Annotated in this window: 25 protein-coding genes and 1 tRNA gene; 19 read left to right on the top strand and 7 right to left on the bottom strand. The window is 71.6% G+C overall.

Going from position 1 to position 24,983, the window contains the following annotated elements; genetic code table 11:
• Positions 1–40: 40 nt before the first annotated feature.
• A complete protein-coding gene (locus ACF1A1_RS19985; RefSeq protein ID WP_392001439.1) occupies positions 41–1,342 on the bottom strand; it encodes a PTS transporter subunit EIIC in 1,302 nt (433 codons plus the stop codon).
• 98 nt (positions 1,343–1,440) lie between these two features.
• On the opposite strand from ACF1A1_RS19985, the gene ACF1A1_RS19980 reads away from it, so the two are divergent.
• The 4 genes from ACF1A1_RS19980 to rdgB all read left to right on the top strand — a co-directional run bounded on the left by ACF1A1_RS19980 (position 1,441) and on the right by rdgB (position 3,772).
• Positions 1,441–1,755 carry a glucose PTS transporter subunit EIIB gene (locus ACF1A1_RS19980; RefSeq protein ID WP_392001437.1) on the top strand — a complete coding sequence of 105 codons (315 nt, stop codon included), beginning with the start codon at positions 1,441–1,443 and terminating at the stop codon, positions 1,753–1,755.
• Positions 1,756–1,845: 90 nt separating this feature from the next.
• A complete protein-coding gene (gene rph / locus ACF1A1_RS19975; protein ID WP_392001435.1) occupies positions 1,846–2,583 on the top strand; it encodes a ribonuclease PH in 738 nt (245 codons plus the stop codon).
• A 150-nt stretch (positions 2,584–2,733) separates the two neighbouring features.
• On the top strand, positions 2,734–3,135 hold the full coding sequence (locus tag ACF1A1_RS19970; protein WP_392001434.1) for a hypothetical protein: 402 nt from the start codon (positions 2,734–2,736) through the stop codon (positions 3,133–3,135).
• A gap of 34 nt (positions 3,136–3,169) precedes the next feature.
• Positions 3,170–3,772: an RdgB/HAM1 family non-canonical purine NTP pyrophosphatase gene (gene rdgB, locus ACF1A1_RS19965; RefSeq protein WP_392001432.1), complete on the top strand. Its 603-nt coding sequence runs from the start codon at positions 3,170–3,172 to the stop codon at positions 3,770–3,772.
• A gap of 47 nt (positions 3,773–3,819) precedes the next feature.
• On the opposite strand, the gene ACF1A1_RS19960 is transcribed toward rdgB, so the two are convergent.
• Positions 3,820–3,902, bottom strand: a tRNA-Leu gene (locus tag ACF1A1_RS19960).
• Positions 3,903–4,116: 214 nt separating this feature from the next.
• Positions 4,117–4,584, bottom strand: coding sequence for a thioredoxin-dependent thiol peroxidase (gene bcp, locus ACF1A1_RS19955; RefSeq protein ID WP_392001431.1), 468 nt, complete (start codon positions 4,582–4,584; stop codon positions 4,117–4,119).
• A 113-nt stretch (positions 4,585–4,697) separates the two neighbouring features.
• Between bcp and ACF1A1_RS19950 the strand changes: the two genes are divergently transcribed.
• Complete coding sequence (locus ACF1A1_RS19950; protein ID WP_392001429.1) at positions 4,698–5,027, top strand: DUF3618 domain-containing protein; 330 nt, start codon at positions 4,698–4,700, stop codon at positions 5,025–5,027.
• 97 nt (positions 5,028–5,124) lie between these two features.
• Complete coding sequence (locus ACF1A1_RS19945) at positions 5,125–5,427, top strand: co-chaperone GroES (protein WP_202510315.1); 303 nt, start codon at positions 5,125–5,127, stop codon at positions 5,425–5,427.
• Between the two features lie 67 nt (positions 5,428–5,494).
• Here the strand turns inward: ACF1A1_RS19945 and ACF1A1_RS19940 are convergent, their stop codons facing one another.
• Entirely contained in the window at positions 5,495–7,894 is a 2,400-nt protein-coding gene (locus ACF1A1_RS19940; protein WP_392001427.1) for a transglycosylase domain-containing protein, read from the bottom strand.
• Positions 7,895–8,108: 214 nt separating this feature from the next.
• On the opposite strand from ACF1A1_RS19940, the gene ACF1A1_RS19935 reads away from it, so the two are divergent.
• The 4 genes from ACF1A1_RS19935 to ACF1A1_RS19920 are packed head-to-tail and all read left to right on the top strand — an operon-like array spanning position 8,109 to position 11,580.
• Entirely contained in the window at positions 8,109–8,909 is an 801-nt protein-coding gene (locus tag ACF1A1_RS19935; protein ID WP_392001426.1) for an ABC transporter permease, read from the top strand.
• Positions 8,902–9,768, top strand: coding sequence for an ABC transporter permease (locus ACF1A1_RS19930; RefSeq protein ID WP_392001425.1), 867 nt, complete (start codon positions 8,902–8,904; stop codon positions 9,766–9,768). The genes ACF1A1_RS19935 and ACF1A1_RS19930 overlap by 8 nt, the downstream gene beginning before the upstream one ends.
• An 8-nt stretch (positions 9,769–9,776) precedes the next feature.
• Positions 9,777–10,796, top strand: coding sequence for an ATP-binding cassette domain-containing protein (locus tag ACF1A1_RS19925; RefSeq protein WP_392001423.1), 1,020 nt, complete (start codon positions 9,777–9,779; stop codon positions 10,794–10,796).
• A gap of 10 nt (positions 10,797–10,806) precedes the next feature.
• Positions 10,807–11,580, top strand: a complete 774-nt coding sequence (locus tag ACF1A1_RS19920) for a DUF1707 domain-containing protein (protein ID WP_392001422.1) — start codon at positions 10,807–10,809, stop codon at positions 11,578–11,580.
• Positions 11,581–11,611: 31 nt separating this feature from the next.
• On the opposite strand, the gene ACF1A1_RS19915 is transcribed toward ACF1A1_RS19920, so the two are convergent.
• Positions 11,612–12,970, bottom strand: a complete 1,359-nt coding sequence (locus ACF1A1_RS19915; protein ID WP_392001420.1) for an SGNH/GDSL hydrolase family protein — start codon at positions 12,968–12,970, stop codon at positions 11,612–11,614.
• A 178-nt stretch (positions 12,971–13,148) separates the two neighbouring features.
• On the opposite strand from ACF1A1_RS19915, the gene ACF1A1_RS19910 reads away from it, so the two are divergent.
• Both ACF1A1_RS19910 and ACF1A1_RS19905 read left to right on the top strand, forming a co-directional pair.
• A complete protein-coding gene (locus tag ACF1A1_RS19910) occupies positions 13,149–14,459 on the top strand; it encodes a DUF445 domain-containing protein (RefSeq protein ID WP_392001418.1) in 1,311 nt (436 codons plus the stop codon).
• 553 nt (positions 14,460–15,012) lie between these two features.
• Positions 15,013–16,611, top strand: a complete 1,599-nt coding sequence (locus ACF1A1_RS19905) for an MFS transporter (RefSeq protein ID WP_392001416.1) — start codon at positions 15,013–15,015, stop codon at positions 16,609–16,611.
• 130 nt (positions 16,612–16,741) lie between these two features.
• Here the strand turns inward: ACF1A1_RS19905 and ACF1A1_RS19900 are convergent, their stop codons facing one another.
• Both ACF1A1_RS19900 and ACF1A1_RS19895 read right to left on the bottom strand, forming a co-directional pair.
• On the bottom strand, positions 16,742–18,247 hold the full coding sequence (locus ACF1A1_RS19900) for an alginate lyase family protein (RefSeq protein ID WP_392001414.1): 1,506 nt from the start codon (positions 18,245–18,247) through the stop codon (positions 16,742–16,744).
• A 98-nt stretch (positions 18,248–18,345) separates the two neighbouring features.
• Positions 18,346–18,795 (bottom strand): hypothetical protein, encoded by a 450-nt coding sequence (locus ACF1A1_RS19895; protein ID WP_392001413.1) that lies wholly within the window; start codon positions 18,793–18,795, stop codon positions 18,346–18,348.
• Positions 18,796–19,114: 319 nt separating this feature from the next.
• Between ACF1A1_RS19895 and ACF1A1_RS19890 the strand changes: the two genes are divergently transcribed.
• From ACF1A1_RS19890 to ACF1A1_RS19860, 7 genes are all read left to right on the top strand, one after another.
• The gene (locus tag ACF1A1_RS19890; protein WP_392001412.1) at positions 19,115–20,068 is read left to right on the top strand and encodes a GlxA family transcriptional regulator; all 954 of its coding nucleotides are present in this window, start codon (positions 19,115–19,117) and stop codon (positions 20,066–20,068) included.
• A 173-nt stretch (positions 20,069–20,241) separates the two neighbouring features.
• Positions 20,242–21,042, top strand: a complete 801-nt coding sequence (locus tag ACF1A1_RS19885; protein WP_392001411.1) for a hypothetical protein — start codon at positions 20,242–20,244, stop codon at positions 21,040–21,042.
• Between the two features lie 256 nt (positions 21,043–21,298).
• Positions 21,299–21,724: an Hsp20/alpha crystallin family protein gene (locus ACF1A1_RS19880; RefSeq protein WP_392001409.1), complete on the top strand. Its 426-nt coding sequence runs from the start codon at positions 21,299–21,301 to the stop codon at positions 21,722–21,724.
• A gap of 335 nt (positions 21,725–22,059) precedes the next feature.
• Positions 22,060–22,578 carry a DUF2267 domain-containing protein gene (locus tag ACF1A1_RS19875; RefSeq protein ID WP_392001408.1) on the top strand — a complete coding sequence of 173 codons (519 nt, stop codon included), beginning with the start codon at positions 22,060–22,062 and terminating at the stop codon, positions 22,576–22,578.
• Positions 22,579–22,716: 138 nt separating this feature from the next.
• Positions 22,717–23,523, top strand: coding sequence for an alpha/beta fold hydrolase (locus ACF1A1_RS19870; RefSeq protein WP_392001407.1), 807 nt, complete (start codon positions 22,717–22,719; stop codon positions 23,521–23,523).
• A gap of 52 nt (positions 23,524–23,575) precedes the next feature.
• A complete protein-coding gene (locus ACF1A1_RS19865) occupies positions 23,576–24,130 on the top strand; it encodes a hypothetical protein (protein ID WP_392001406.1) in 555 nt (184 codons plus the stop codon).
• Positions 24,127–24,963 carry a GNAT family N-acetyltransferase gene (locus ACF1A1_RS19860; protein ID WP_392001405.1) on the top strand — a complete coding sequence of 279 codons (837 nt, stop codon included), beginning with the start codon at positions 24,127–24,129 and terminating at the stop codon, positions 24,961–24,963. Before ACF1A1_RS19865 ends, ACF1A1_RS19860 begins: the two co-directional genes overlap by 4 nt.
• The last annotated feature ends 20 nt before the right edge of the window (positions 24,964–24,983 follow it).

Here is a 24,983-nt window from a genome sequence, read left to right as displayed (position 1 = left end):
GTCCTTTTCCGGCCACGGCGCGCCGCTCGGGTCCCGCCGTTCAGGCCTTCGTGACGTCCTCCCGCTCCTCCTCCGGCTCCCGTCCCGGAGTCTTCAGGTCGAACGCGGTGATCGCGAAACGGAAGATGACGTAGTAGACGAGGCCGAAGCACAGACCGATGGGGATGATCGCCCACGGTCTGGTCGCCAGGTTCCAGTTGATGACGTAGTCGATGAGACCGGCGGAGAAGCTGAACCCGTCGTGCACCCCGAGCCCCCAGGTCACCGCCATCGACACACCCGTCAGCAGCGCGTGCACCACGTACAGCACCGGCGCCACGAACAGGAACGAGTACTCGATGGGCTCGGTGATGCCGGTGACGAACGACGTCAGCGCCACCGACAGCATCAGGCCGCCGACCTCCTTGCGGCGGGCGGGCCGCGCGCAGTGGGTGATGGCCAGGGCCGCCGCGGGGAGCGCGAACATCATGATCGGGAAGAACCCCGAGGTGAACTGACCCGCGTCCGGGTCGCCCGCCAGGAACATGTTGATGTCACCGTGCACCACCTGGCCGTCCGGCCTGGTGTAGCTGCCGAACTGGAACCAGATGGGCACGTTCAGGAACTGGTGCAGGCCCACCACCAGCAGCGCCCGGTTGGCGACACCGAAGACACCGGCACCCCAGGCGCCCGCGTCGCTCAGCCAGTCGCTGAAGGTCTCCAGCCCGTCGCCGATCGGCGGCCAGATCCACAGGCACAGCGCCGCGAACACGATGGCCACGAACGCCATGATGATCGGCACCAGCCGCCGCCCGTTGAAGAAGCCGAGCCAGGCGACCAGCCTCGTGCGGTGGAAGCGCTGCCAGAAGTAGGCGGACAGCAGCCCCATCACGATCCCGCCGAAGACACCCGGGTTCTGGAAGGTGAACGCCGTCACCGTGTCGTCGGCCGTCGCCACGCAGCCGATGCCGGGAGCGGTCCGCGTCCCGCCGGGACAGTCCTCCGGGAACTGGCGCAGCACGTTGTAGTAGACGAGGAAGCCCGTCACCGCCGCGAGCGCGGTCGAACCGTCCGCCTTCCTCGCCATGCCGATGGCCACACCCACACAGAACAGCAGGGGCAGGCCCAGCGAGCCGTCGAGCAGGGCGCCGCCCGCGCCGGCCATCACCTTCGAGACGTTCGTCCAGCCCAGACCGTCGTCGCCGAACACGTCCGGCTGCCCCAGCCGGATGAGGATGCCGGCGGCCGGGAGCACGGCGATCGGCAGCTGCAGACTGCGGCCCATCTTCTGCAGTTGCTGGAACAGGTTGTTCCAGCGGACGCGCGCGGAGCCGGCCGTGGTGTCGGCGTTCTCGGCACTCATGGTTTGGCGACCGCCTGTCAGGTGGTGTAGACCAGCCGTGGACGATTTCGTTGCTGTGACGTCATCTTTCGGTACATCCGGCACGATCGCTCACGAAGTTGCGCCAACTGTGGATACTGCGACACAGCAGTCCACGCCAGGTCGTACCAGGTCGCACCAGGGATTCCAGGGAGAAGGACATGGCCAGCAAGGCTGAGAAGATCGTCGCCGGACTCGGTGGCATCGACAACATCGAGGAGATCGAGGGCTGCATCACCCGACTCCGCACCGAGGTGTCCGACCCCTCGCTGGTCGACGACGCCGCCCTGAAGGCCGCCGGCGCCCACGGCGTCGTCAAGATGGGCACCGCCATCCAGGTCGTCATCGGCACCGACGCCGACCCGATCGCCGCGGAGATCGAAGACATGATGTGAGCCCCACCCACCCGTCAGGGGCCCCTTCCCGCCGCGGGAGGGGCCCCCGCCACGGGTACCGCGGTTCCATGGACGACTAGGCTCAACGCCATGTCTCGAATCGACGGCCGCACCCCCGAACAGCTCCGCCCCGTCACCCTCGAACGCGGCTGGAGCAAGCACGCCGAGGGCTCCGTCCTCGTCTCCTTCGGCGACACGAAGGTCTTCTGCACCGCCTCCGTCACCGAAGGCGTCCCCCGCTGGCGCAAGGGCAGCGGCGAGGGCTGGGTCACCGCGGAGTACTCGATGCTGCCCCGCGCCACCAACACCCGCGGCGACCGGGAGTCCGTCAAGGGCAGGATCGGCGGCCGTACCCACGAGATCTCCCGCCTCATCGGCCGCTCCCTGCGCGCGGTCATCGACTACAAGGCGCTCGGCGAGAACACGATCGTCCTCGACTGCGACGTCCTCCAGGCCGACGGCGGCACTCGCACCGCCGCCATCACCGGCGCGTACGTGGCACTCGCCGACGCCGTCTCCTGGGCCCAGCGCAAGAAGCTGATCAAGGCCGGCCGCCAGCCGCTGACCGGCACCGTCTCGGCCGTCTCCGTCGGCATCGTCGGCGGCGTCCCGCTCCTCGACCTGTGCTACGAGGAGGACGTCCGCGCCGAGACCGACATGAACGTCGTCTGCACCGGCGACGGCCGCTTCGTCGAGGTCCAGGGCACCGCCGAGGCCGAGCCGTTCGCCCGCGAGGAACTCAACGCCCTGCTCGACCTCGCCGTTTCCGGCTGTACGGAACTGGCTGTCCTCCAGCGCACGGCCCTTGATACGGTCCTCGAAAAGTAAAGGACACACCAAGACGGGCGGCCGGCACGGGCAACCAGGCCGCCCGCCCCCGCGTCCCTACGAGTACGGGCGTACGGCTTCGACGCCGTACGCCCGGCCACGTCAGCACGCGGGGGCCCTTGGGGCTGAGCAAGGGGAAGGACCACCACCATGGCCGAGAGCCGACGCCGCCGTCGCCGTACCGTCATAGCCGCAGCGGTCGCGGCCGTCGCGCTGACGGCCGGAGTCACCACCGGCTGCGACGCCGTCAACAAGGCGCTGGACTGCGTCCAGACCGCCGACGCCATCGCCGACAGCGTCACCCAACTCCAGCAGGCCGTGGAGAGCGCATCGAACGACCCGACCCAGCTCGACGAGTCCCTCGACTCGATCGAGAAGAACCTCAACGACATCGGCGACAAGACCGACAACGCCGATGTGAACAAGGCCACCCAGGACCTCCGCGAAGCCGTGGTCAACGTCCGTACGGCCATCAAGAACGGCGACGAGACCCCCGACATCAGCCCCGTCACGGACGCGGCGGGCGAGCTCACCAAGGTCTGCACCCCGTAACGACCCGGCGCCGGCCCCCGCGATACTGGGGGCCATGACCCGCCTGATCCTCGCCACCCGCAACGCCGGAAAGATCACCGAACTCAGGTCGATCCTCGCCGACGCAGGCCTGCCCCACGACCTCGTCGGCGCGGACGCCTACCCCGACGTCCCCGACGTCAAGGAAACCGGCGTCACCTTCGCCGAGAACGCCCTGCTCAAGGCCCACGCCCTCGCCCGGGCCACCGGCCTGCCCGCCGTCGCCGACGACTCCGGCCTCTGCGTCGACGTCCTCGGCGGCGCCCCCGGCATCTTCTCGGCCCGCTGGTCGGGCAGGCACGGCGACGACCGCGCCAACCTGGAACTGCTGCTCGCCCAGCTCTCCGACATCGCGGACGAACACCGCGGCGCCCACTTCGCCTGCGCGGCGGCCCTCGCCCTGCCCGACGGCACGGAACGCGTGGTCGAGGGCCAACTCCGGGGCACCCTGCGCCACACACCGGCGGGCACCAACGGCTTCGGCTACGACCCGATCCTCCAGCCGGAGGGCGACACCCGCACCTGCGCGGAACTGACCGCGGAGGAGAAGAACGCGATCAGCCATCGGGGGAAGGCGTTTCGGGCGCTGGTGCCGGTGGTGCGGGAGCTCGTGGGCTGATCTCGCGAAGATGCCCCGCACCTTCGATGTGAACGTGCGGGGCGACGTGCGGCCGGTGGGACTCGAACCCACACGGGCTTTCGCCCAAGGGCTCCTAAGGCCCTCGCGTCTGCCATTCCGCCACGGCCGCGCAGCGACATGCTACCGGTCGCGGTGTGCTCGGCCACGCGGACCTTCGGCGATCTCCTCGGCACCCACGTGCTGGTTGTGGCGGGCAGTTCCGACAGGGCAACCGCAGGTTCTCCCGCCGGTCGTCCCGCCACTCCGACAGTCACGCACGAAACGTGAAACGGCCCCCGCCGGGTCACCCGGCGGGGGCCGCTCGTCGGCAGGGGGTCGGGTTCTCAGATCCCCAGGTCCTTGATGATCTTGGCCACGTGGCCCGTCGCCCGCACGTTGTACAGCGCGCGTTCGACCTTGCCGTCCTCGTCGACGACGATCGTCGAGCGGATGACGCCCAGGTACGTCTTGCCGTAGTTCTTCTTCTCGCCGAACGCGCCGTAGGCGTCGAGGACCTTCTTGTCGGGGTCGGCCAGCAGGGTGACCTTCAGCGACTCCTTGTCGCGGAACTTGCCCAGCTTCTCGGGGCTGTCGGGGGAGATGCCGATGACGTCGTACCCGGCGCCGGTCAGCAGTTCCAGGTTGTCGGTGAAGTCGCAGGCCTGCTTCGTGCAGCCGGGGGTCAGGGCCGCCGGGTAGAAGTAGACGATGACCTTGCGGCCCTTGTGGTCCGACAGGGACACCTCGTTGCCGTCGGCGTCGGGGAGGGTGAAGGCGGGGGCCACGTCCCCGGGCTGGAGTCGCTCGCTCATCGGTCCAGCGTAACCGGGGGTCCTGGCGGTGCGGGCGCCGGTGGAGCTGACAGACTGTCCAGCACAAGCATCGGCAGCAGCAACAGGCATCGGCTGACTTCGGAGGCCTTACCGTGGCGGACACGTCGGACACCAGAACCCCGGCGCAGATCGAGGCGGACATCAGGCGCCGCCGTGAAGTGCTGGCCGAGACGCTCGACGAGATCGGGGTGCGAGTGCACCCGAAGACGATCGTCGGGGACGCCAAGGCCAAGGTCGTCGCCAACGTCGACCACACACTCGGGAAGGCCTACGTCCAGGTCAACCGGGTCGTCAGCGACGTGAAGGCGCAGTTCGTCGACGAGGAGGGCGCGCCGCGGCTCGAGCGGGTCGTACCGGTCGCCCTGGTCGTGGTGGGGGTCGTGGGGCTGCTGGCCCTGGGTACCCGGCGCCGCAAGGGCTGACCCGGGGGAGTTCCCGTCCGGTCGAGGCAGGTAGGTTCAAGGCGTGAGCGGTAACAGAGACGAGCACAGCAGCCACCACGACAAGCTCCCCATCCGGATGCTGCACGACCGTGTTCTCGTGCGGCAGGACACCAGTGAGGGCGAGCGGCGGTCCGGGGGCGGGATCCTGATCCCCGCCACGGCGGCCGTCGGTCGTCGGCTGGCGTGGGCCGAGGTCGTCGCGGTGGGCCAGAACGTACGGACCGTGGAGGCGGGTGACCGGGTCCTGTTCGACCCGGAGGACCGGGCCGAGGTGGAGGTGCGGGGCATCGCGTACGTGCTGATGCGCGAGCGCGATCTGCACGCCGTGGCCGCGGACCGGTTCGAGGGGGCCGAGGACTCGACGGGGCTGTACCTCTGAGAGCCGGAAGAGCGAGAAGGGGCTGGTGACCTCGGTCACCAGCCCCTTTCTCGTTCTGCTCCCCGGGCTACTCCACGGGTCTGCGGGTCGTGAGCTGCGGGCCGGTCCCGCCGCCCGGCTGGCCCGTCGTGCCGCCGTCGGTCGTGCCGCCGTCCGTGGTGGTGCCGCCGTCCCCGGTGTCTCCCGTGGTGCCGCCGTCGGTGGTGTCCCCGGTGGCGCCGCCGTCGGTGGTGCCGCCCGTGGTGCCGCCGGTCGTCGTGCCGCCCGTGGTCGTGCCGCCGGTCGTGGGGGTGCTGCCGGTCGTGCCGCCGGTGGTCTGGCCCGGGGTCTGCCCCGGGGTCCGGGTGCCCTGGCCGCCGGTGGTCGTCGCGTCCTCGTCCCCGTTGTCGGTGGGCTCGTCCCGCGGGGGTTCGGCGGAGGGGTAGGCGGTCTCCTCGGAGCCTTCCTGGAGCTGGAGGCTGAAGTCGGTGACCGGGGTGTCCTTCAGCGCCTCCTCGGTGAACTGGGCCCAGATCTCGGTGGGTGCCCCGCCGCCGTTGATCCGGGGCAGGCCCATCGCGCCGTACAGGGACTTGTGGGCGGCGGTGACCGGGTCCTGGCCCATCACGGCGACGACCGTGGCGAGGTCGGGGGTGTAGCCGGCGAACCAGGCCGCGGTGTCCTCCTCGGCGGTGCCGGTCTTGCCGGCGGCGGGGCGGCCGGCGGCCTGGGCGGCGGTCGCGGTGCCGTTCTGGACGACGCTGCGCAGGACCGAGGTGGTGGTGTCGGCGGCCTCGCGGCTGATGACCTGCGAGGACTTGCGCGCGGGCAGCTCGACGACGTCCGAACCGTCCTTGGTGATCTTCTCGATCATCGTGTAGTTGCCGTGCCGGCCGTGGTTGGCGAGGGTCGCGTACGCCTCCGCCATGTCCAGGACGCTGGCGGTGGCCACGCCGAGCGCGATCGACGGGTACGGCTGGAGCTCGGGGGTGCCGGCGGGCAGGCCCAGCTCGATCGCGGTCTGCTTGACCTTGGCGGGGCCGACGTCGACGGCCATCTGCGCGTACACCGAGTTCACCGACTTGTCGGTGGCCTCGCGCACGGTGATGTCGCCGTAGGAGACGTCGTCCTCGTTCGCCGGGTCGTAGCCGCCGCTCCAGCCCTGCACGGGGCGGCGGTTGGTGCCGTCGTAGATGGTGTTGGGGGTGATGGTGCGGCCGTCCTGGGTCTCCGAGCCGTTCTCGACGGCCGAGGTGAACACGAACGGCTTGAAGGTGGAGCCGACCTGGAAGTCCCGGCGGGTGGCGTTGTTGGTGTACTGCTTGATGTAGTCGACGCCGCCGTACATGGCGAGGACCTTGCCGGTCTTGGGGTCGACGGCGGCGCCGCCCGCGCGGACGTAGGTGTCGACCTTGCGGTCCTTGTCGAGCTTGTCCATCAGCTGGTCGTTGACGGCGTCGACGAAGGCGTCCTGCTTCTTCTTCTCCAGGGTGGTGGTGATCCGGTAGCCGCCGGCGTCGAGCTGGCCCTCGTCGACGATCTTGTTCTGGATCAGGTAGTCCTTGAGGGCGCGCACGATGTAGCCGCGCTGCCCGGACATACCGGTGTCGGTGCCGCTGGTCTCGCGGGGCGTGGGGAACGCCATGCCCTTGCGCGCGGACTCGCTCAGCCAGCCCTTGGTGACCATGCCGTCGAGGACGTAGTTCCAGCGGGCCTGGGCGGCGGCCTTGTTCTCGGGGTGGGCGATGACGTCGTACTCGCTGGGCGCGTTGAGCAGGGCGGCGAGGTACGCGCCCTGGGCGGCGGTGAGTTCGGCGGCGTCGATGCCGTAGTAGGCCTGGGCGGCGGCCTGCATGCCGTAGGCGTTGCGGCCGAAGTAGCTGGTGTTGAGGTAGCCCTCGAGGATCCGCGCCTTGGACTGGTTGCGGTCCAGCTTGATCGCGATGAAGAACTCCTTCACCTTGCGGGTGACGGTCTGTTCCTGCCCGAGGTAGTAGTTCTTGACGTACTGCTGGGTGATCGTGGAGCCGGACTGCTTGCCCTTGCCCATGGCGGTGTTCCAGCCGGCGCGGATCATGGCCTTGGGGTCGACGGCGGACTCGGTGTAGAAGTCGCGGTCCTCGGCGGCCAGGACGGCGTGCTGGGCGGCCTTGGAGATCTGGGCGAGGCCGACGTTCTCCCGGTTGACCGCGCCGTCGCGGGCGATCTCGGTGCCGTCGGCGTACAGGTAGACGTTGCTCTGCTTGGTGGCGAGGGCGTTGGCCGGGGGGATCTTGACCGTCGAGTAGCCGAGGTAGAACAGGCCGACGAGGAGCAGGCCACCGAGGACGAGGGTGCCGAGCACCATCCGCCAGGTCGGCAGGAGGCGGCGCCAGCCGGTGCGCTTGGGGCGCCTGGGCTTCTTGCCGGCTGCCGGTTCGGCCGCTTCGGGCTCCCTGGATGCGGCCCAGGCCTCGGTCGGCTGCTTCGGCTGCGGCTCGTCGCTCATGTGTTGCTCGGACTCCTGTGTCGCGTCGCACGTTCCCGTACGCCTCGTACGCCTTCTGCGCCCCCTGTTGAAGACTCTCGCACCAAGCGTTCCGTTCCCGACAATCGGCACGCGTTGCGGGACGCTTCGTGCCCGGAAATCGCGTGGCACGCGACCGTACCGGCGGACTAGGCTCCTGCGCTTCGGTGTCCGCGAGTCTGGGAGGACGGTTGCCGTGGGTTCCGCGCGGTTGTACGCGGCCGTCGCAGCGGGGGGTTTCCGAAGGTACGCGACCTATCGGGCGGCCACGGCCGCGGGGGTGTTCACCAACACCGTTTTCGGCCTGATCCTCTGCTACACCTACCTGGCGTTGTGGGACGAGCGGCCGCAGCTCGGGGGCTACGACCAGGCGCAGGCGGTCACCTACGTGTGGCTGGGGCAGGCGCTGTTCGCGACGCTGGCGTTGCAGGGCGGCGGGTTCGAGTCCGAGCTGATGGAACGCGTCCGCACCGGTGACGTGGCGATCGACCTGTACCGGCCGGCCGACCTCCAACTGTGGTGGCTGGCGGGTGACCTGGGGCGGTCGCTGTTCCAGTTGCTGGGGCGCGGGGTGATCCCGTTCGGGTTCGGGATGCTGGTCTTCCCGACGGCCGTTCCGGGCGATCCGCTGCTGTGGGCGCACTTCGTGGTCGCGGTGGCGCTCGCGATGGTCGTCAGTTTCGCGATCCGGTATCTGGTCGCGCTGAGCGGGTTCTGGCTGCTGGACGGCACGGGCGCGTTGCAGATGCTGATAGTCACCGGCATGTTCTGCACGGGGATGGTGCTGCCGCTGAACGTCTTCCCGGGGATGCTCGGCGAGGTGGTGCGCGCGCTGCCGTGGGCGGCGATGCTCCAGATGCCGGCGGACGTCCTGATGGGGGAGGCCGATCCGTGGCGTACGTACGCCTTTCAGATGGTCTGGGCGGTGGTGCTGCTGACGGCGGGCCGGCTGGTGCAGGCGGCGGCGACCCGGCGGGTGGTGGTGCAGGGTGGCTGACACCGTCGGGACCGGTGGGAAGGTCGTGGAGGGGGAGGCCGGCCGCGGCGGCAGGGTGCTGGAGGGGCTGCGGGCCTACCGGCTGATCGCCGGGATGTGGATCCGCTCGACCCTGGCCTACCGGCTGTCCTTCGTGATGACCGCGTTGGGCGGGATCGTGGTGACCGGCCTCGACTTTGTCGCGATCTTGCTGATGTTCTCCCGGGTCGACGTGCTCGGCGGCTACACGCTGCCCGAGATCGCCTTCCTCTACGGCCTGGCCGCGCTGTCCTTCGGCTTCGCCGACCTGGCGATCGGTTCGACGGGCCGGCTGGGCCAGCGGGTGCGCGACGGCACGCTCGACACGCTCCTGGTGCGGCCCGCGCCGGTGCTCGCCCAGGTCGCCGCGGACCGGTTCGCGCTGCGCCGCGTCGGCCGGATCACCCAGGCCGTGCTGGTGCTGGGCTACGCGCTGGCCGCGATGGACGTCGAGTGGACGCCGCTCAAGGTGCTGCTGCTGCCGGTGATGCTGGCCAGCGGAGCCGGGATCTTCTGCGCGGTGTTCGTGGCGGGCGCCGCGTTCCAGTTCGTGACGCAGGACGCGTCGGAGGCGCAGGCCGCGTTCACCTACGGCGGTCAGACGCTGTTGCAATACCCGCCGACCGTGTTCGGCAAGGACCTGGTGCGCGGGGTGACGTTCGTGATGCCGTTGGCCTTCGTCAACTGGGTGCCCGCCGCCTATGTGCTGGGGCGGCCGTATCCGCTGGGGCTGCCGGAGTGGGCGGCGTTCACGCCGCCGCTGGTGGCGGTGGCGTGCTGTGCGCTGGCGGGGCTGGCCTGGCGGGCGGGGCTGCGGTCGTACCGGAGTACGGGAAGTTAGGGGAGGTCATGGACGCGGTGGTCGGCGGGGCATCGGAGGCGGAGACGTCGTTCATCGAGCTCGACCGGGTGGAGAAGGTCTTCGACGTGCGCAAGCGGGCCGGCTTCCTGAAGCGGGAGACGCGGCGGGTGCGGGCGGTCGACGCGATCTCCTTCACCGTGGCGCGCGGCGAGATGGTCGGCTACATCGGGCCGAACGGCGCCGGGAAGTCGACGACGATCAAGATGTTGACGGGGATCCTGACCCCGAGCGGCGGCCGGCTGCGGGTGGCGGGCATCGACCCGTCCCGGGAGCGGACGCGCCTGGCGCACCGTATAGGGGTGGTGTTCGGGCAGCGCACGACGCTGTGGTGGGACCTCCCGCTGATCGACTCCTACCGGCTGATGCACCGCATGTACCGCATCCCGGACGCCCGTTACCGCGAGAACCTCGACCGTCTGGTCGAACTCCTGGACCTGTCCGCGCTGCTGGACGTGCCCGTACGGCAGCTGTCGCTGGGGCAGCGGATGCGCGGTGACATCGCGGCCGCCCTCCTGCACGATCCCGAGGTGCTCTACCTCGACGAGCCGACGATCGGCCTGGACGTGGTCTCCAAGGCGCGGGTGCGGGAGTTCCTGCGCGAGCTGAACGCCGAGCGCGGCACCACGGTCCTGCTCACCACCCATGACCTCCAGGACATCGAGCAGCTGTGCTCCCGGGTGATGGTCATCGACCAGGGCCGCCTGGTCCACGACGGTTCCCTCGACGGCCTGCACGAGGCGGGCGAGAGCGAGCGGACGCTGGTGGTGGACCTGGAACGGGAGCTGCCGCCGATCGAGGCGGGCCCGTCGGCCCGGGTGGTACGGGTGGACGGTCCGCGGCAGTGGCTGGCCTTCCCGGCGTCGGAGTCGGCGGCTCCGCTGGTGGCGCGGATCGCGGCGGAGTATCCGCTGGTGGACCTGTCGGTGCGGGAGCCGGACATCGAGGCGGTGATCGCGAAGATGTACGCCGAACGGGAGACCGTGGTACCGGGCGCCGGTAACTCGTAGGCTGCCGTGTATGACCGACGACGCAGTCCCGGACCTCCGCGCCTCCGACGCCGATCGCGAGCGGGTCGCCGAGGTCCTGCGGGACGCCCTCGCCGAGGGCCGGCTCGACATGGCGGAGTTCGAGGAGCGGCTGGACGCGACGTACCGGGCGCGGACGTACGGCGAGCTGGCGCCGATCACCCGGGACCTGCCGGTCGCGGTCTCCCTGGAGAAGGAGACGCGGGCGGGCGGGGACGGCACCGGGCGGATCGTCGGCGGAGAGGGGTCGTCGAGGCGGGCCGTGGCCGTGATGTCCGGCTTCCAGCGCAGGGGGCACTGGACGGTGCCCCGGCGCTTCACCTGCTTCGCCTTCTGGGGCGGCGGCGAACTCGACCTGCGCGAGGCGGACTTCGCCGCCGGGGAGGTCGAGATCAACTGTGTCGCGATCATGGGCGGGGTGCAGATCGTGGTGCCGCCGGGCGTCGAGGTCGTCGTCCGCGGGATCGGCGTGATGGGCGGCTTCGACCAGCGGGAGACGGGCGTTCCGGGGGAGCCGGGGGCGCCGCGCGTGGTGGTGACCGGGTTCGCCTTCTGGGGCGGGGTCGGGATCGAGCGCAAGCGGACACGGGCCGCGCGGCGGGAGGAGAAGCGGGACCGCAGGGCCGTGGCGCAGGAACCGCACACCTCCTTCCGCGACGACATCCACCGGGCCCACCGGCGGATGCTGGAGGGCCACGGGGATCTGCGGCGGGAGCACCGGGAGGAGCGCCGGGAACAGCGTCGCGAGCGCCGCCACGAGGACTGACCGCCGGCGGTCGCCCGAGCCCGGACCGGCTTCACAGCCGGGCCGGTGCCGATCCCGTCAACTGACCCGGTTCGATGACCTCCGCCATCCGCCGGTACCCGTGGTCGCTGGGGTGCAGGTGGTCGCCCGAGTCGTAGTCCGACCGCAGGCGGCGCGGGTCGTACGGGTCGCGCAGGGCCTTGTCGACGTCGGCGAGTTCGTCGAAGACCGTGCCCGAGCGGATCATCTCGTTGATCCGGCGGCGTACGTCCTCGCGGGCGTCGGTGTAGCCGCGGTGGCCGCGGAACGGCATGAGGGTGGTGCCGACGACCTTGATGCCGCGGGAGTGCGCGCGGTCGACGAGGGTGCGCAGGCCGTCGACGACGGCGTCGGGGTCGGCGAGGGTGCGGTTGCGCAGGATGTCGTTGACGCCGAGGTCGATGACGACGACCTTCACGTTCGGGCGGTCGAGGACGTCCCGTTCGAAGCGGTTGAGGCCGCTCGGGTTGTTCGCGGGGCGGCCCCGCCCGTCGGCGAGGACCTGGTTGCCGCTGATGCCCTCGTTGACGACGCCGTAGCGCGGCGCGTCCGCGCCGGAGGCGACGGCGGCGCGCAGCCGGTCGGAGAGCACGTCGGGCCAGCGGCGGTTGGCGCCGGCGGTGGAGGTGACGCCGTCGGTGATGGAGTCGCCGAAGGCGACGACGGTGCCGTCGGCCTCGTTGCTGAGGACGTCGAGCGCGGTGAGGTAGCGCCAGTACGTGCTCTGCCCGGTGTACGCGGTCCCCGTCACGTCCTCGGTGTGCTCGCCGTCGGCGACGTAGCTGGTCTGCCGGGCGTGCCGGTGGTACGTGACCGGACCGGAGGAGACGGGAGTGTAGGTGCTGACCAGGATGTCGGAGTCCGCCGGGACGGCCAGGGCGACGGCGTCGCTGACGGCCTGCCCGCCGGGCCGGACGACGAGTGTCGGCACGCCGTTGAAGGTGAGCCGGCGCAGGGTGTCGGCCTCGGCGGACGGGCCGGCGCCCGACGCGACGGCGATCGTGGCGGCGGTGACGGTCAGCGGCTGGGTGCCGTAGAGGTTGGACAGGGTGATGCGGGCGCTGGTCCCGCCGACGCTGGTGTGGACGACGTTGCGCACCGTGCGCCCCGCCATGCCGCCGGTCTCGGTGAGGGGCTCGCTGCCGACGGGGGCGGCGGCCCAGGTGCCGACCCAGACGCCCGTCGAGACGGGAGCGGCGGGGTTGTGCGCCGAGCCGGGCACGGCGAGGGTGTCGTCGCTGCGGCCGTGTCCGGCACCGACCCCGAGGTAGATGACTGCCGAGAAGGTCACGATCACGGCGAGGATCGCGGACAACAGGGCGCCGTGCCGGGTGGGGGAAACCCCCACGACCCCGTCGTGAGGCTTGGTCATGCGGGTGTGTTCTCCTCGGGCGAGGGAGCGGCGAGGCTCCGGACCTTCATGCACAGGAGGTCGCCGTTGAACTCCCCCACCTGACAGACGTGGGGAACTCCTGTTCCGTTCCAGGAGTCGGTCAAGTAGGGACAATGTTTGCGTGGGTGACGTGGGGGATCCGGAACGGGTGGAGCGGATGGATCATACGGAAACGGAAGAAAAAGGCGTCGCCGCGGCGCGCGCCATGACGGTCTTCAGTGCCGCCGACGAGGAGCGCCGGCGCGGGGTGCGGCGCATGAAGCTCACCGCGACCGGGCTGCTGCTGTTCGTGGCCGTGGTGTACGTCGTCGCCGAGTGGGCCTCCCACCAGGGAGCCGGAGCCTGGGCGGGGTACGTGGCGGCGGCCGCGGAGGCCGGCATGGTCGGCGCGCTCGCCGACTGGTTCGCCGTCACCGCGCTCTTCCGGCACCCGCTGGGCCTGCCCATCCCGCACACGGCGATCATCCCCACCAAGAAGGACCAGCTGGGCATCTCCCTCGGTGAGTTCGTCGGGGAGAACTTCCTGTCCAGGGACGTCGTACGGCAGCGGCTGCGCGCGGTCGGCATCGGCAGCCGGCTGGGCGCCTGGCTGGCGGAGCCGGAGCACGCGGACCGGGTGACGGCGGAGCTGGCGACGGCCCTGCGGGGCGCGCTGACGGTGCTGCGTGACTCGGACGTCCAGGCGGTGGTCGGCGAGGCGATCACGCGGCGGGCCGACGCGCAGGAGATCGCGCCCGGCATGGGGAAGATGCTGGAGAAGATCGTCGCGGACGGCGGTCACCGGCGGGCCGTCGACCTGGTGGTCTCCCGGGCCCACGACTGGCTGGTGCTGCACTCCGACTCCGTGATGGACGCGGTCCAGGGCGGCGCGCCCGGCTGGACGCCGAAGTTCGTCGACCGCAAGGTCGGCGAGCGCGTCTACAAGGAGCTGCTGCGGTTCTGCGCGGAAATGCGGGACATGCCGACCCACCCGGCGCGGGGCGCCCTCGACCGGTTCCTCGCCGACTTCGCCTCCGACCTCCAGTCCGACACCGACACGCGCGCGCGGGTCGAGCGGCTCAAGGGCGAGGTGCTGGGCCGTGGCGAGGTCCAGGACCTCATCGCCTCCGCCTGGTCCGCCGTACGATCCATGATCGTCGCGGCGGCGGAGGACGAGCGCAGCGAGCTGCGGCTGCGGGTGCGGGCCGCCCTGCTCTCCCTCGGCTCGCGCATGGCCACCGAGCCCAAGGTCCAGGAGAAGGTCGACAGCTGGGTCGAGGGCGCGGCGGTGCACGTCGTGACGACGTACCGCAAGGAGATCACCTCCCTCATCACCGACACGGTGGCCGGCTGGGACGCCGAGCACACCACCCGCAAGATCGAGGCCCACATCGGCCGCGACCTCCAGTTCATCCGGATCAACGGCACGGTGGTGGGTTCGCTGGCGGGGTTGTTGATCTATACGGTGGCGCGGTGGCTGGGGGCGTAGGGGCGTAGGGGGGCGGGCGTAGGGGGGCGCGGTCGCGGCGCGGCGGCGCGGCGCGGCGGGCCGGCTTTCCGGCGCCTGTGCGCCTTGACGCCGGCCTTCTGACGCCCAGGGGTGCCGGCTTCCTGACGCCTGGGGCGCCGGCCCTCTGACGCCCGGGGCGCCGGCCCTCTGACGCCCGGGGCGTCTGCTTCCTGACAGCCGTGGCACCGGGGCTTCCTGACGCCCGCGGCGCGGGCCTTCTCATGCCCCGGACGCCGACTTTCTCACCCCGGGGTGTCGGTTCCTCGGCGCCGGCGCGGGTGATCCAGCCCGTCCGGCGTTTGAGGACGAGGCCCGTTCAGGGCCGAAGCGGGGGCCTGGGGGCGGCAGCCCCCACCAGGTCCCGCGCCGGCGGACCGCACTTCTCGGCGACGGGCACCCCACCTCGGCGACGGGCACCCCACCTCGGCGACGGGCACCCCACCTCGGTGAGGGGCACCTCACCTGCCCGGGGGCGTAAAGCGGCAGCGCCCGGGCACCCGATCGAGGTTTCCGCTCGACGAGGAGGGAGCCCATGACCACCGCAGAGGCCAGCGGCAGCGAACCCGCTGGGACCGGTCGGACCATCACCAGCAGCATCCCCGCCCGCCTCGACCGTCTCCCCTGGTCGCGCTGGCACTGGACGATCGTGATCGGTCTCGGCACCGTGTGGATCCTCGACGGCCTCGAAGTCACGGTCGTCGGCAACATCGCGAGCCGCCTGTCGGAGCCCGGCAGCGGCCTGCCGATCTCCTCCGGGGAGGTCACCGGCATCGCGGCCGCGCTGTACGTGGCGGGCGCCTGCCTCGGCGCCCTCTTCTGGGGCCGGCTGACCGACCGCTGGGGCCGTAAAAAACTCTTCATGATCACGCTCGCGGTGTATCTCGCGGCCACCGCCCTCACCGCGTTCTCCTTCGACACCTGGTGGTTCCTGCTCTTCCGCTTCCTCACCGGCTTCGGCATCGGCGGCGAGTACGCGGCGATCAACTCGGCGATCGACGAACTGATCCCGGCGGAGTACCGGGGCCGCGTCGACCTGATGATCAACGGCAGCTTCTGGCTGGGCGCGGTCGGCGGTTCGCTGCTGTCGATCGTCGCGCTGAACACGGACGTCTTCCCGAAGGACATGGGGTGGCGGCTGACGTTCGCGCTCGGCGCCGTCCTCGCCCTGGTGATCCTCCTCGTACGACGCCACGTCCCGGAGAGCCCGCGCTGGCTGCTGATCCACGGCCGCGACGGCGAGGCGGAACGGATCGTCTCCTCCATCGAACGGCGCATCGAGGCCGAGAGGGGCGAGCCGCTCCCGCCCGCCCAGGGTGAGATCACCATCCACCAGCGCCGCAGCGTGTCCTTCGTCGAGATCGGCCGCACCGTCTTCTCCGACTACCGCCGACGGGCGATCCTCGGCTTCTCCCTCTTCATCGGCCAGGCCTTCCTCTACAACGCGATCACCTTCGGCTTCGGCGCGATCCTGACGACCTTCTTCGACGTGCCGAGCGGCAACACCGGCTACTACTTCGCCGTCATCGCCCTCGGCAACTTCTGCGGCCCGCTGCTGCTGGGCAAGCTGTTCGACACGGTCGGCCGCCGGGTGATGATCTCGTCGACGTACCTGCTGTCCGGCCTGCTGCTGTTCGGCACGGCCTGGCTGTTCGACAGCGGCTCGCTGAGCGCGGGCACCCTCACCGCCTGCTGGTGCGCGGTGCTGTTCTTCGCGTCGGCGGGCGCCTCCAGCGCGTACCTCACGGTCTCCGAGGTCTTCCCGATGGAGACCCGGGCGATGTCCATCGCCTTCTTCTACGCCCTCGGCACCGCCGCCGGCGGCATCAGCGGCCCCCTGCTGTTCGCCGACCTCACCGGCACGGGCAAGGTCGGCGACACGGTCCTCGCCTTCCAGATCGGCGCCACCCTGATGTGCGCGGCCGGCCTGGTCGCCGCGCTGCTCGCCGTACGGGCGGAGCGGCGCTCCCTGGAGGACATCGCCAAGCCGCTGACGGCGGCGGCGACGAAGGCGCGGACGAAGGTGACGGCCGGGGGGACACGGGGGTCTGGGGGACACGGCACCCAGGGGCCGCAGGGCCCCCAGGGTCCGGGGCCTCAGGGGCCTCAGGGGCCGACGACGGCCACGGCGTAACGCCCCCGACTCCCCGGGGCGGGGACCCGGGGCGGGGGCCCCAACGCCCGAGGCGGGGACCAGGGCGGGGGCCCAAGGCGGAGCCCGAGGCTGGGACCGGGGTGGGGCCCCAACGCCGCGCCCCTTCCCCCTACTTGCTGTGGGCCCCGCCTCCCGCCCGGCCCCTCCGCCGCAGCAACAGCAGTCCGCCCGCGAGGGCGGTGATACCGGTGGCGGCGGTCCAGGCGACGACCTCGGTGGAACCGGTGGAGGCGAGGTCGCCGCTCCTCCCGCCGGCCGGGCTGGGCGCCGCCCCGGCCACGGAGGCGGCGGATCCGGTCCCGGAGGCAGACGGGCTCGCCGGCGAACCCTTCGCGCCGGAGGCGGGCGTCGGCGTCGAGGCGCTCGCCGACGGCCGGCCGCCCGCACCGGCCGAGGTGTCCGCCGCCTTGTCGCGCGTGAACGCCAGCGTGCCGAAGCCGAGTTGGTCGAAGCCGCCGCTGTTGGGGCCGTAGTCCCCGCCGCCGCCCTCCGGCGCGGCCTTGGCGGCGATGCGGGTGAGGTAGGAGGCGGACAGGCCCCGGCGCTTGGTGTAGTGGTTGGCGATCATCGCCCAGATCGGGCGGGTCATGGCCGGGTCGACGGCGGCCGCGTCGGAGGCGGTCTCCGTGCCCGACCAGCCGCCGATCGCGCCCTTCTTGCGGGTGTTGGCGGTGTAGGCGACGTCCCCGCCCAGGCTCCACTTGGCGACGTACTGGGCGCCCTTGAGGAAACGACTGTCGTCGTAGCCGTACAGGTCGATGCCCTGGTTCCAGGCCATCTCGCAGACGGTGCCCATGAGGCCGACGCCGAGCAGGGCGTGCCCCTGGTCGCGGCCGGCCTCCAGCCATTCGGCGAGGCCGTCGTCGTGGACGACGGGGATGGCGTTCTTGACCGAGCCGAGGCCGGCGCCGTTCTTGAAGTACTCGACGGCCCGCTCCACCCGCGCCTCGTCGTCGCAGAAGATGCCGGTGGCGAGGACGCAGGCGAGGGCGGTGAGGTCCCAGTTGGGCCAGTAGTTGGTGACGACCGCGTTGTTGTGGTCCGTCAGGAAGCTCTCGCTGAGCGGGGCGAAGACGGTGGTCAGCATCTTCCGGAAGCGGTCGAGTTCGAAGTCGTCGCGGTCCCGGACGAGTTCGGCCGCGTTGGCGATCTGGTAGCCGTACAGACCGGCCGCGAGGAACCGGTCGGCGGATCCTTCGAGCGACGTCAGCTTCGCCGACCAGGCGTTGAGGATCGCGACGGCGGTGTCGGCGTGCGCGCTGTCGCCGCCGACGTGGTAGCGCAGGGCGTTCTGGTAGGCGGCGTGCACGTCGTTGTAGAGGGTGACGTAGTTCTGCGGGCTGCCTCCGCCCCGGTAGACGGTCTCCTGTGGGTTGGCCGTCCAGCCGCTCTGCGCGTGGCGGTTGGCGGTCAGCTTGGCGTACCCGGCGGTGTGAGGCGCGGCGCCGGCCTTCACCTTGGCGGCCATGCGCTCCAGGTCGGCGCGGGTGTGCAGGAGCCCGGGGTGCGCGTAGCCGCCGGCGGCGGCAGCGGTCCCGGTGGTGCCGACGCCCAGGGCGGTGGCACCCGTGGCCACGGCGGTGGCCCCGGCCGCCGCGGACGCGGCCTTCAGCATGCTCCGGCGGCTGATCTGTCGAGGTCGAGTCGAGTGCATGCGAGGGAGACGCGGCAGGGCCCGGCACGATAACGAAAACCGGGCGACGGAAGAGCCGTCTACGCTCCGGTCGTCGATCCCGGCCGGACGATCATCAGAACGGTCACCACCGCCCACAGCAGGTTGAACACCCCGGTGAACATGGCCAGTTGCACCGTCGCCTCACGGGTCCCGGTGCCCTCGACGAGGGTCTCCTGGCGGGGCAGGACGAGGACGACCAGGACGATCGCCGCCAGGAAGGTCAGCACGGTCGACACGATCAGCCAGGCGTCGCCCATCACGCCCATTGCGCTCGCCGTGAAGAACCCGAAGACGGGGACGGCGATGCCGACGGCCGCGTACACCCGGCAGATGCGGTGCAGCAGTCGTACGGTCTCGGCGGCGCGGGTGTCGTCGGGCGCGGCCAGGGCGCGGCGGGCGGCGGGCGGGAACATGCTGGCCGCGACGGTGACGGGACCGACGGCGACGATCGCGGCGAGGACGTGGACGGCGAGGAGGAACTTGGTCACGGGGTGACGGTAGGCGGGCCGCGGACCGCGCAGAAGTGGCGGGAGTGCCAGAGGTCGACGGATTCTCGCCAGGGGCGGGAGCTGGTGGTCGGGGTGCCCGGACGTGCTGGTCGGGGGTGGCCGGGCCGTTGGGTTGGGGCCCGCTGGTCGGGGTGGTCGGCCCGCTGGTCGGGGTGGCTGGACCGGCTGGTCGGGGTGGCCGGGACCTTTTGAGGGGCCCGTCCGGACCTGCTGGTCGGCGTCGGCCGGACGTGCGGTCGTGGGCGGACGGGACCCAGGCGGGGTTGGCCGTAACCCGTCGTCTGCCTACGCTCTCGCCATGCACACCGTCGCCGTACTGGCCCTCGACCGGGTCGTGCCCTTCGACCTGTCCGCACCGATCGACGCCTTCGGCTGGGCGCGGCTGCCCGACGGGCGGGAGGCGTACCGGGTGCGGGTGTGTTCCGCGTCGCCGTCGGGCGAGGTGAGCGCGGGGGCGTTCACGGTGCGGGCGCCGTACGGCCTGGAGGCCCTCGCGGAAGCGGACACGATCGTCCTGCCCGGTGTCGAGGACCCGCCCGACCCGTTGCCGGCCGGCGTCACGGAGGCCCTGTGCGAGGCGGCGGCGAACGGCACGCGCATCGCCTCGATCTGCGTCGGCGCCTTCCTCTTCGCCGCGACGGGCCTGCTGGACGGGCTGCGCGCGACCACCCACTGGATCGCGGCCCGTGACCTGGCCGAGCGGTACCCGAAGGTGACGGTCGACCCGAACGTGCTGTACGTCGACAACGGCCAGTTCCTCACCTCGGCCGGGGCCGCCGCGGCCATGGACATGTGCCTGCACATGATCCGCAAGGACCACGGCTCGGCCGTCGCCGCGCAGGCCGCCCGGATGTCCGTCATGCCGCTCGAACGGGAGGGCGGCCAGGCCCAGTTCATCGTCCACGACCTGCCACCGGCCCCCGCCGGGGCCACCCTCGAACCGGTGCTGCGCTGGCTGGAGGAGCACTGCCACCGCGACCTCACCCTGGACGAGATCGCCGCCCACGCGGGCATGAGCACCCGCACCCTCAACCGCCGCTTCCGCGAACAGGCCGGCACGACTCCCCTCCAGTGGCTGCACCGGGCGCGGGTGCGGCGGGCGCAGTACCTGCTGGAGACGACGGCGTACCCGGTGGAACGGATCGCGGCCCAGACGGGGTTCGGCTCGCCGACGGCCTTCCGGGAACGGTTCCGCCGGGTGGTGGGGACGAGCCCGCAGGCGTACCGGCGGGCGTTCCGGACCCGAGCGTGATCGCGGGCGTGATCACTGCGGAACCCCGAGCGTGACGGCTGCCCGCAGCCTCGAACGTGATCACTACGGAGCCCTGAGCATGATCACTACGGCGGTAAAGATCCGATAAGGTGTCGCGCCGTGGCGCACGCGAACGCGTGAACCGCGAACACGTACTCGGGGGAGACGCACGCGTGAACACCACAGGCCGGACCACGTCCGCGCCCTTCCGCTCCATGCCCAACCCGCACGCCATGGCCACGCGCCTCGCCGCGCCGTCCCGGCCCGACCGCATCGACGACCCGGTCGTACGAGGCCTGCAGTGGGCCCGTACGGGCGTCGGACTGGTGGCGACGGTGTGGCTGGTGATGGCCTACCCGATCACCGAGGGCCGCGAGCAGTTCGTCCTGGGCAAGCTGGAGGACCTGCTCTTCGCCGGCGTGATCATGTTCACGACCGCGTTCCTCGCCGTGACGGCCTTCATCTGCGCGGCCCGATCCCCGCTCACCGGCGTGTACGCCCGACGCCTGCGCGGCCCGCTGCTCACCGTCGGCGCGATCCTGCTGAGCTTCGGGGCGTGCTGGTTCATGGTGGCGTGCCTGAAGGGGGACGTCGTCTCCACGGCCGACATCGGCTACCACGGCATCCTCGTCGGCCTGCTGGTGATGCTGCTGTTCCTCATCGGCGGCCTGGCCTGCCTCGTCGGCCTCCTCCTCGGAGTGCCCCTCACGCTGCTGCTCGTCGTCTACGGCGTCAACTCGAGCTTCCGCGTGGGCGACGTCCACGAACTGCTGCCGCCGCTGCTCTCCCCGCTCCTGGTCTGGTCCCCCTTCGGCCTGGCCATGCTCGACGACCCGGAGGTCGCCGCCCCGCCGCTGGTCCTCTACACCTTCCTGCTGGGCGGCCCCCTGTCGGTGACGGCCCTGTCGGTGTGGGAGATACGGCGGCTGCGACGGCTGTACGGGGTGACGCTGCGGTCGGCCTTGGGGAGGTAGCCCTCGGCGGGCGGCGCCCTCGGTGAGCCGGCGCCCTCGGTGGGTGGTGCCTTGTACTTCGTCTCGATCTTCGTCTCGTCGCCGTCGCGGCTTCTTCGTCCGTCTTCGAAAGCTGCCGGAGACTGCCTCGAGGCTAGTGCCCCGACCAGGCGTTACCCCGAACCTGAGTCGGGGGTTGTCAAGTTTCCTCCTCGGAGTTATATAAGTAGCCGTAGGGCATCGCACAGACAGCGCCTGACGAGAGGAGTGGACTGTGATGCTCATGCGAACCGACCCGTTCCGTGAACTGGACCGACTCACGCAACAGGTCCTCGGTGCCACCAACCGCCCCGCCGCGATGGCGATGGACGCCTACCGGTCCGGGGACGAGTTCCTCGTCCACTTCGACCTCCCCGGCATCGACCCCGAGACGATCGAGCTGGACGTGGAACGCAACGTCCTCAACATCCGCTGCGAGCGCCGTTCCCCCGCCCCCGAGGGCGCGGAACTGCTGGTCGCCGAGCGCCCGACGGGCACCTTCACCCGCCAGCTCTTCCTCGGCGACACCCTCGACACGGACCGTATCGACGCCTCGTACGAGGCCGGCGTCCTGACCCTGCGCATCCCCGTGGCCGAACAGGCCAAGCCGCGCCGCATCCAGATCTCGGGCGGCGGCGAGGAACGCAAGCAGCTCAGCGGCTGAGCGCCCGCGCCGGATGACCAGTTGAGCGAGTGAACGCCTCCCCCGCGCGTCCCGCGCCCCGGTGTCTCCAGGGGGCGCGGGACGCGCCAATCCCTGCCCACCCACCACCATCCCCCTCCCCCAGAAGCACTGCACCGGATCCAGCCCCACCGAACCCAGCCCCACCGGACCCAGCCCCCGGACCCAACCCCACCGAATCCAGCCCCACCGGATCCAGGCACATCGGACCCATGCACCCCGGGCCCATGCACATGGGACCCAGCCGCACGCATCCGGCCGCACGCATCCAGCCGCACGGACCCAGGCGCACCGGACCCAGAGGAGGAGCCCGAAGGATGACCGCGACGACGACCGACCACTCGTCGTACACGCACACGGCGAGGACCGTGATCCCCGGCCCGCAGCGGATGCGGGTGCCCGATGACGACGGCTGGACCGAACTGATCGCGTCGGTGAAGGAGACGGGCCAGTACCCGACCACCGCGGAGGCGGAACGCGTCACCCGTATCGTCCTGTCCGCCCTCGGCGGCCACGTCACCGGCGACGAGCGCGTGGCCCTGGCCCGCGCGCTCCCCAGGGAGGCGGCCGGAGTGATCGCGTCGCAGATCCCGGTGACCCGCCCGCAGTCGGCACCGGAGTTCGTCGACACGATCGCCGCCCGCATCGAGGGCGCCACCCCGGCCACGGCCCGCTGGGACGTCAGCTCCGTCCTCAGCGTCCTGCCGAAGCTGACCGGCGAGGACCTGATCGACCGCGTCCTGGCCCAACTCCCACCGGGCTACGCCCTGTTGTTCGGCAAGGCGGAACTGACCCCGGCGGTCCCATCCCAGCGAATTCGACCTGGTCGACCCTGACCTGACCTGACCCGACCCGACCCGACCGGCACCGGGCCACCGCCCCGCCGCCGTACGGCAATTCGCTGGCGGCGGCGGTGGGGGAGGGGAGAGGCTGTCGGGGTTCGTCCGCCCGAGCGACCAGGACAGGCAGCCGAGTTGACCACGTCGACCGAGTTCCTCACCACCCCCGACGGCATCCGCCTCGCCTGCCGGGACGACACCCCGGCGCACGCCACGGCACCCCCCGTCCTCCTCCTCCACGGCCTGGCGGGCCATCTGGCCGAATGGGACGACCTGGCCGCCCGTCTCCTGGCCGACGGCCACCGCGTGGTGCGCTACGACGCCCGCGGCCACGGCGCGAGCACCCGCACCCCCGCCGACATGACCGGGGCGGCGGCCGTACGGGACGCCGTAACCGTGCTCCAGGAGCTGTCCCTGGCGCCGGCCGTCCTCCTGGGCCAGTCCCTGGGCGGCCTGACGGCCCTGCTGACGGCGGCGGCCCACCCGTCCCTGGTCACGTCCCTGATCCTGGTGGAGGCGGGCCCGGCGGGCCGCAACGCGGAGCTGCCCGCGCAGATCGCCGGCTGGCTGGACAGCTGGCCGGTCCCCTTCCCCTCCCGCCGCGCGGCGACGGCCTTCCTCGGCCACGAGAGCTGGGCCGACGGCCTGGACTGGCGGGAGGACGGCGGCCACGCGCGCGTGGACCGCGACACGATGATCGCGGCGGTGGCCGAGCCGGCCACGCGGGACTACTGGGCGGAGTGGGCGAGGGTGAGCTGTCCGACGCTCCTCGTGCGGGGCGAGAAGGGGACGATGCCGGCGGCGGAGATGACGGAGATGCGCTCCCGCCGCCCGTCCGACACACAGGTGGCGGTCGTACCGGACGCGGGCCACGACGTGCACCTGGACCAACCGCGGGCACTCCACCAGTCGGTCACGTCGTTCCTCCGGAACGCCGAGTGATCAACGACGCCAACGCCAACGCCGTTGCCGTCGCCGAAACCGAAGGCACCCCATGACCTCCGCCCCCTCGGACGAGCCACCCGAGCACGCGCGTTACGCCGAGTACCTCCAGGCCCTCCGCCAGGTGGCCCCCGCCGACGAAGGGCGCCTGGTCCGCGCCGTCCTCACCGACCCGGACCGGACGATGGCCCGCTCGGCGGTCCTCCACCACCTGGACCACCGTGCGGCGGCCCTCCACCGGACACCCGCCTACGAGCCCTGGTCCCGGTCGATGCTCCAGGCCACGACCGACGACCCCTTCCTGACCACCCGCCTCCACGAGTGGACCCTCCTACGAGCCATCGCCCTCTCCCACCCCTGGGCCCCCACCGCCCTGGCGGACGCCTCGAACTGGCTCCACCTCAAGCTGACCGAGACCCCGGACATCCCGACGCCCGCCCTCGCCTTCCTGGCCGAGCACGGCCGCACGAGGAGGATCCGGAACGCGGCAGCGAGGCGCGTCCGGCCGGCACCGGACGAGGACCCTGCCCCAGCCGAACGACCACGGGCCGGCCGTGTCTCCCGTGATGCCCCCTGCAATACCCCTGTGACGGGATGTGCCACATGATCGACAAGTCGCCGCGCGACCGAATAGAGCAGTACTACGCCACCGTGCCGCTGCTCTTCGCCGAAGCCGAGGACCACGGCTCCCTGCGCCTCTTCGTACGAAGGGAGCCGGGCACCCCCTACTACGGCGGCCCGAGCCACGCCCGCCCGGCCTCGGACTCCGCGACGGTCACCGCCACCGACATCGCCCGGGTCCGCACCCGACAGCGCGAGCTGGGCGTACCGGAGTCCTTCGAGTGGCTGGCGGAGGTGACACCGACACTGCGCGCACGCGTCGAAGCGGCAGGCCTCCCGGTGGCGGAACGCCCCCTGATGACCCTGCCCCGGAACCACCAACTCCCCCCACAGCCCCTCCCCGAGGGCATCACCCTCCGAACCGTGACCGCGGACGACCCCGCCCTCCCCGCCGTCCTGGCCCTCCCGACCCTGTCCTTCACCCCCGACACCACGGCAGGCCCCCGCGAACTCGCGACGGCGACCGGGAAACTGACGGCCGACGGCACCCCGGAAACGACCCGCCCGTCCCTCCGCGCCGGCCACAAAGTCCTGATCGCCGCCTTCACCCAGGACGACACCCCCTTGGCCGCGGGCCACTACCACCCCTGCCACGGCACCACCGAAATCGGCGGCGTCTGCACCCTCCCCACAGCCCGCCGCCAGGGCCTCGCCGCCGCCGTCACCACAGCCCTCGCCACCCACGCCCGCACCCACGACGTCCACACCGTCTTCCTCGCCTACGCCGAGGAACGCGTCGCCCGCCTCTACGCCGGCCTGGGCTTCCGCCCAACCGACACAACGCTACTGATCGCCAACCAGCCGGCCAGGGGACAGTGACTTCGTCCGCCGGAGGCGAG

This window comes from Streptomyces sp. NPDC014995 (assembly GCF_043080745.1).
Classification (GTDB): Bacteria; Actinomycetota; Actinomycetes; order Streptomycetales; family Streptomycetaceae; genus Streptomyces.
This window is presented reverse-complemented; position numbering and strand designations above follow the sequence as displayed.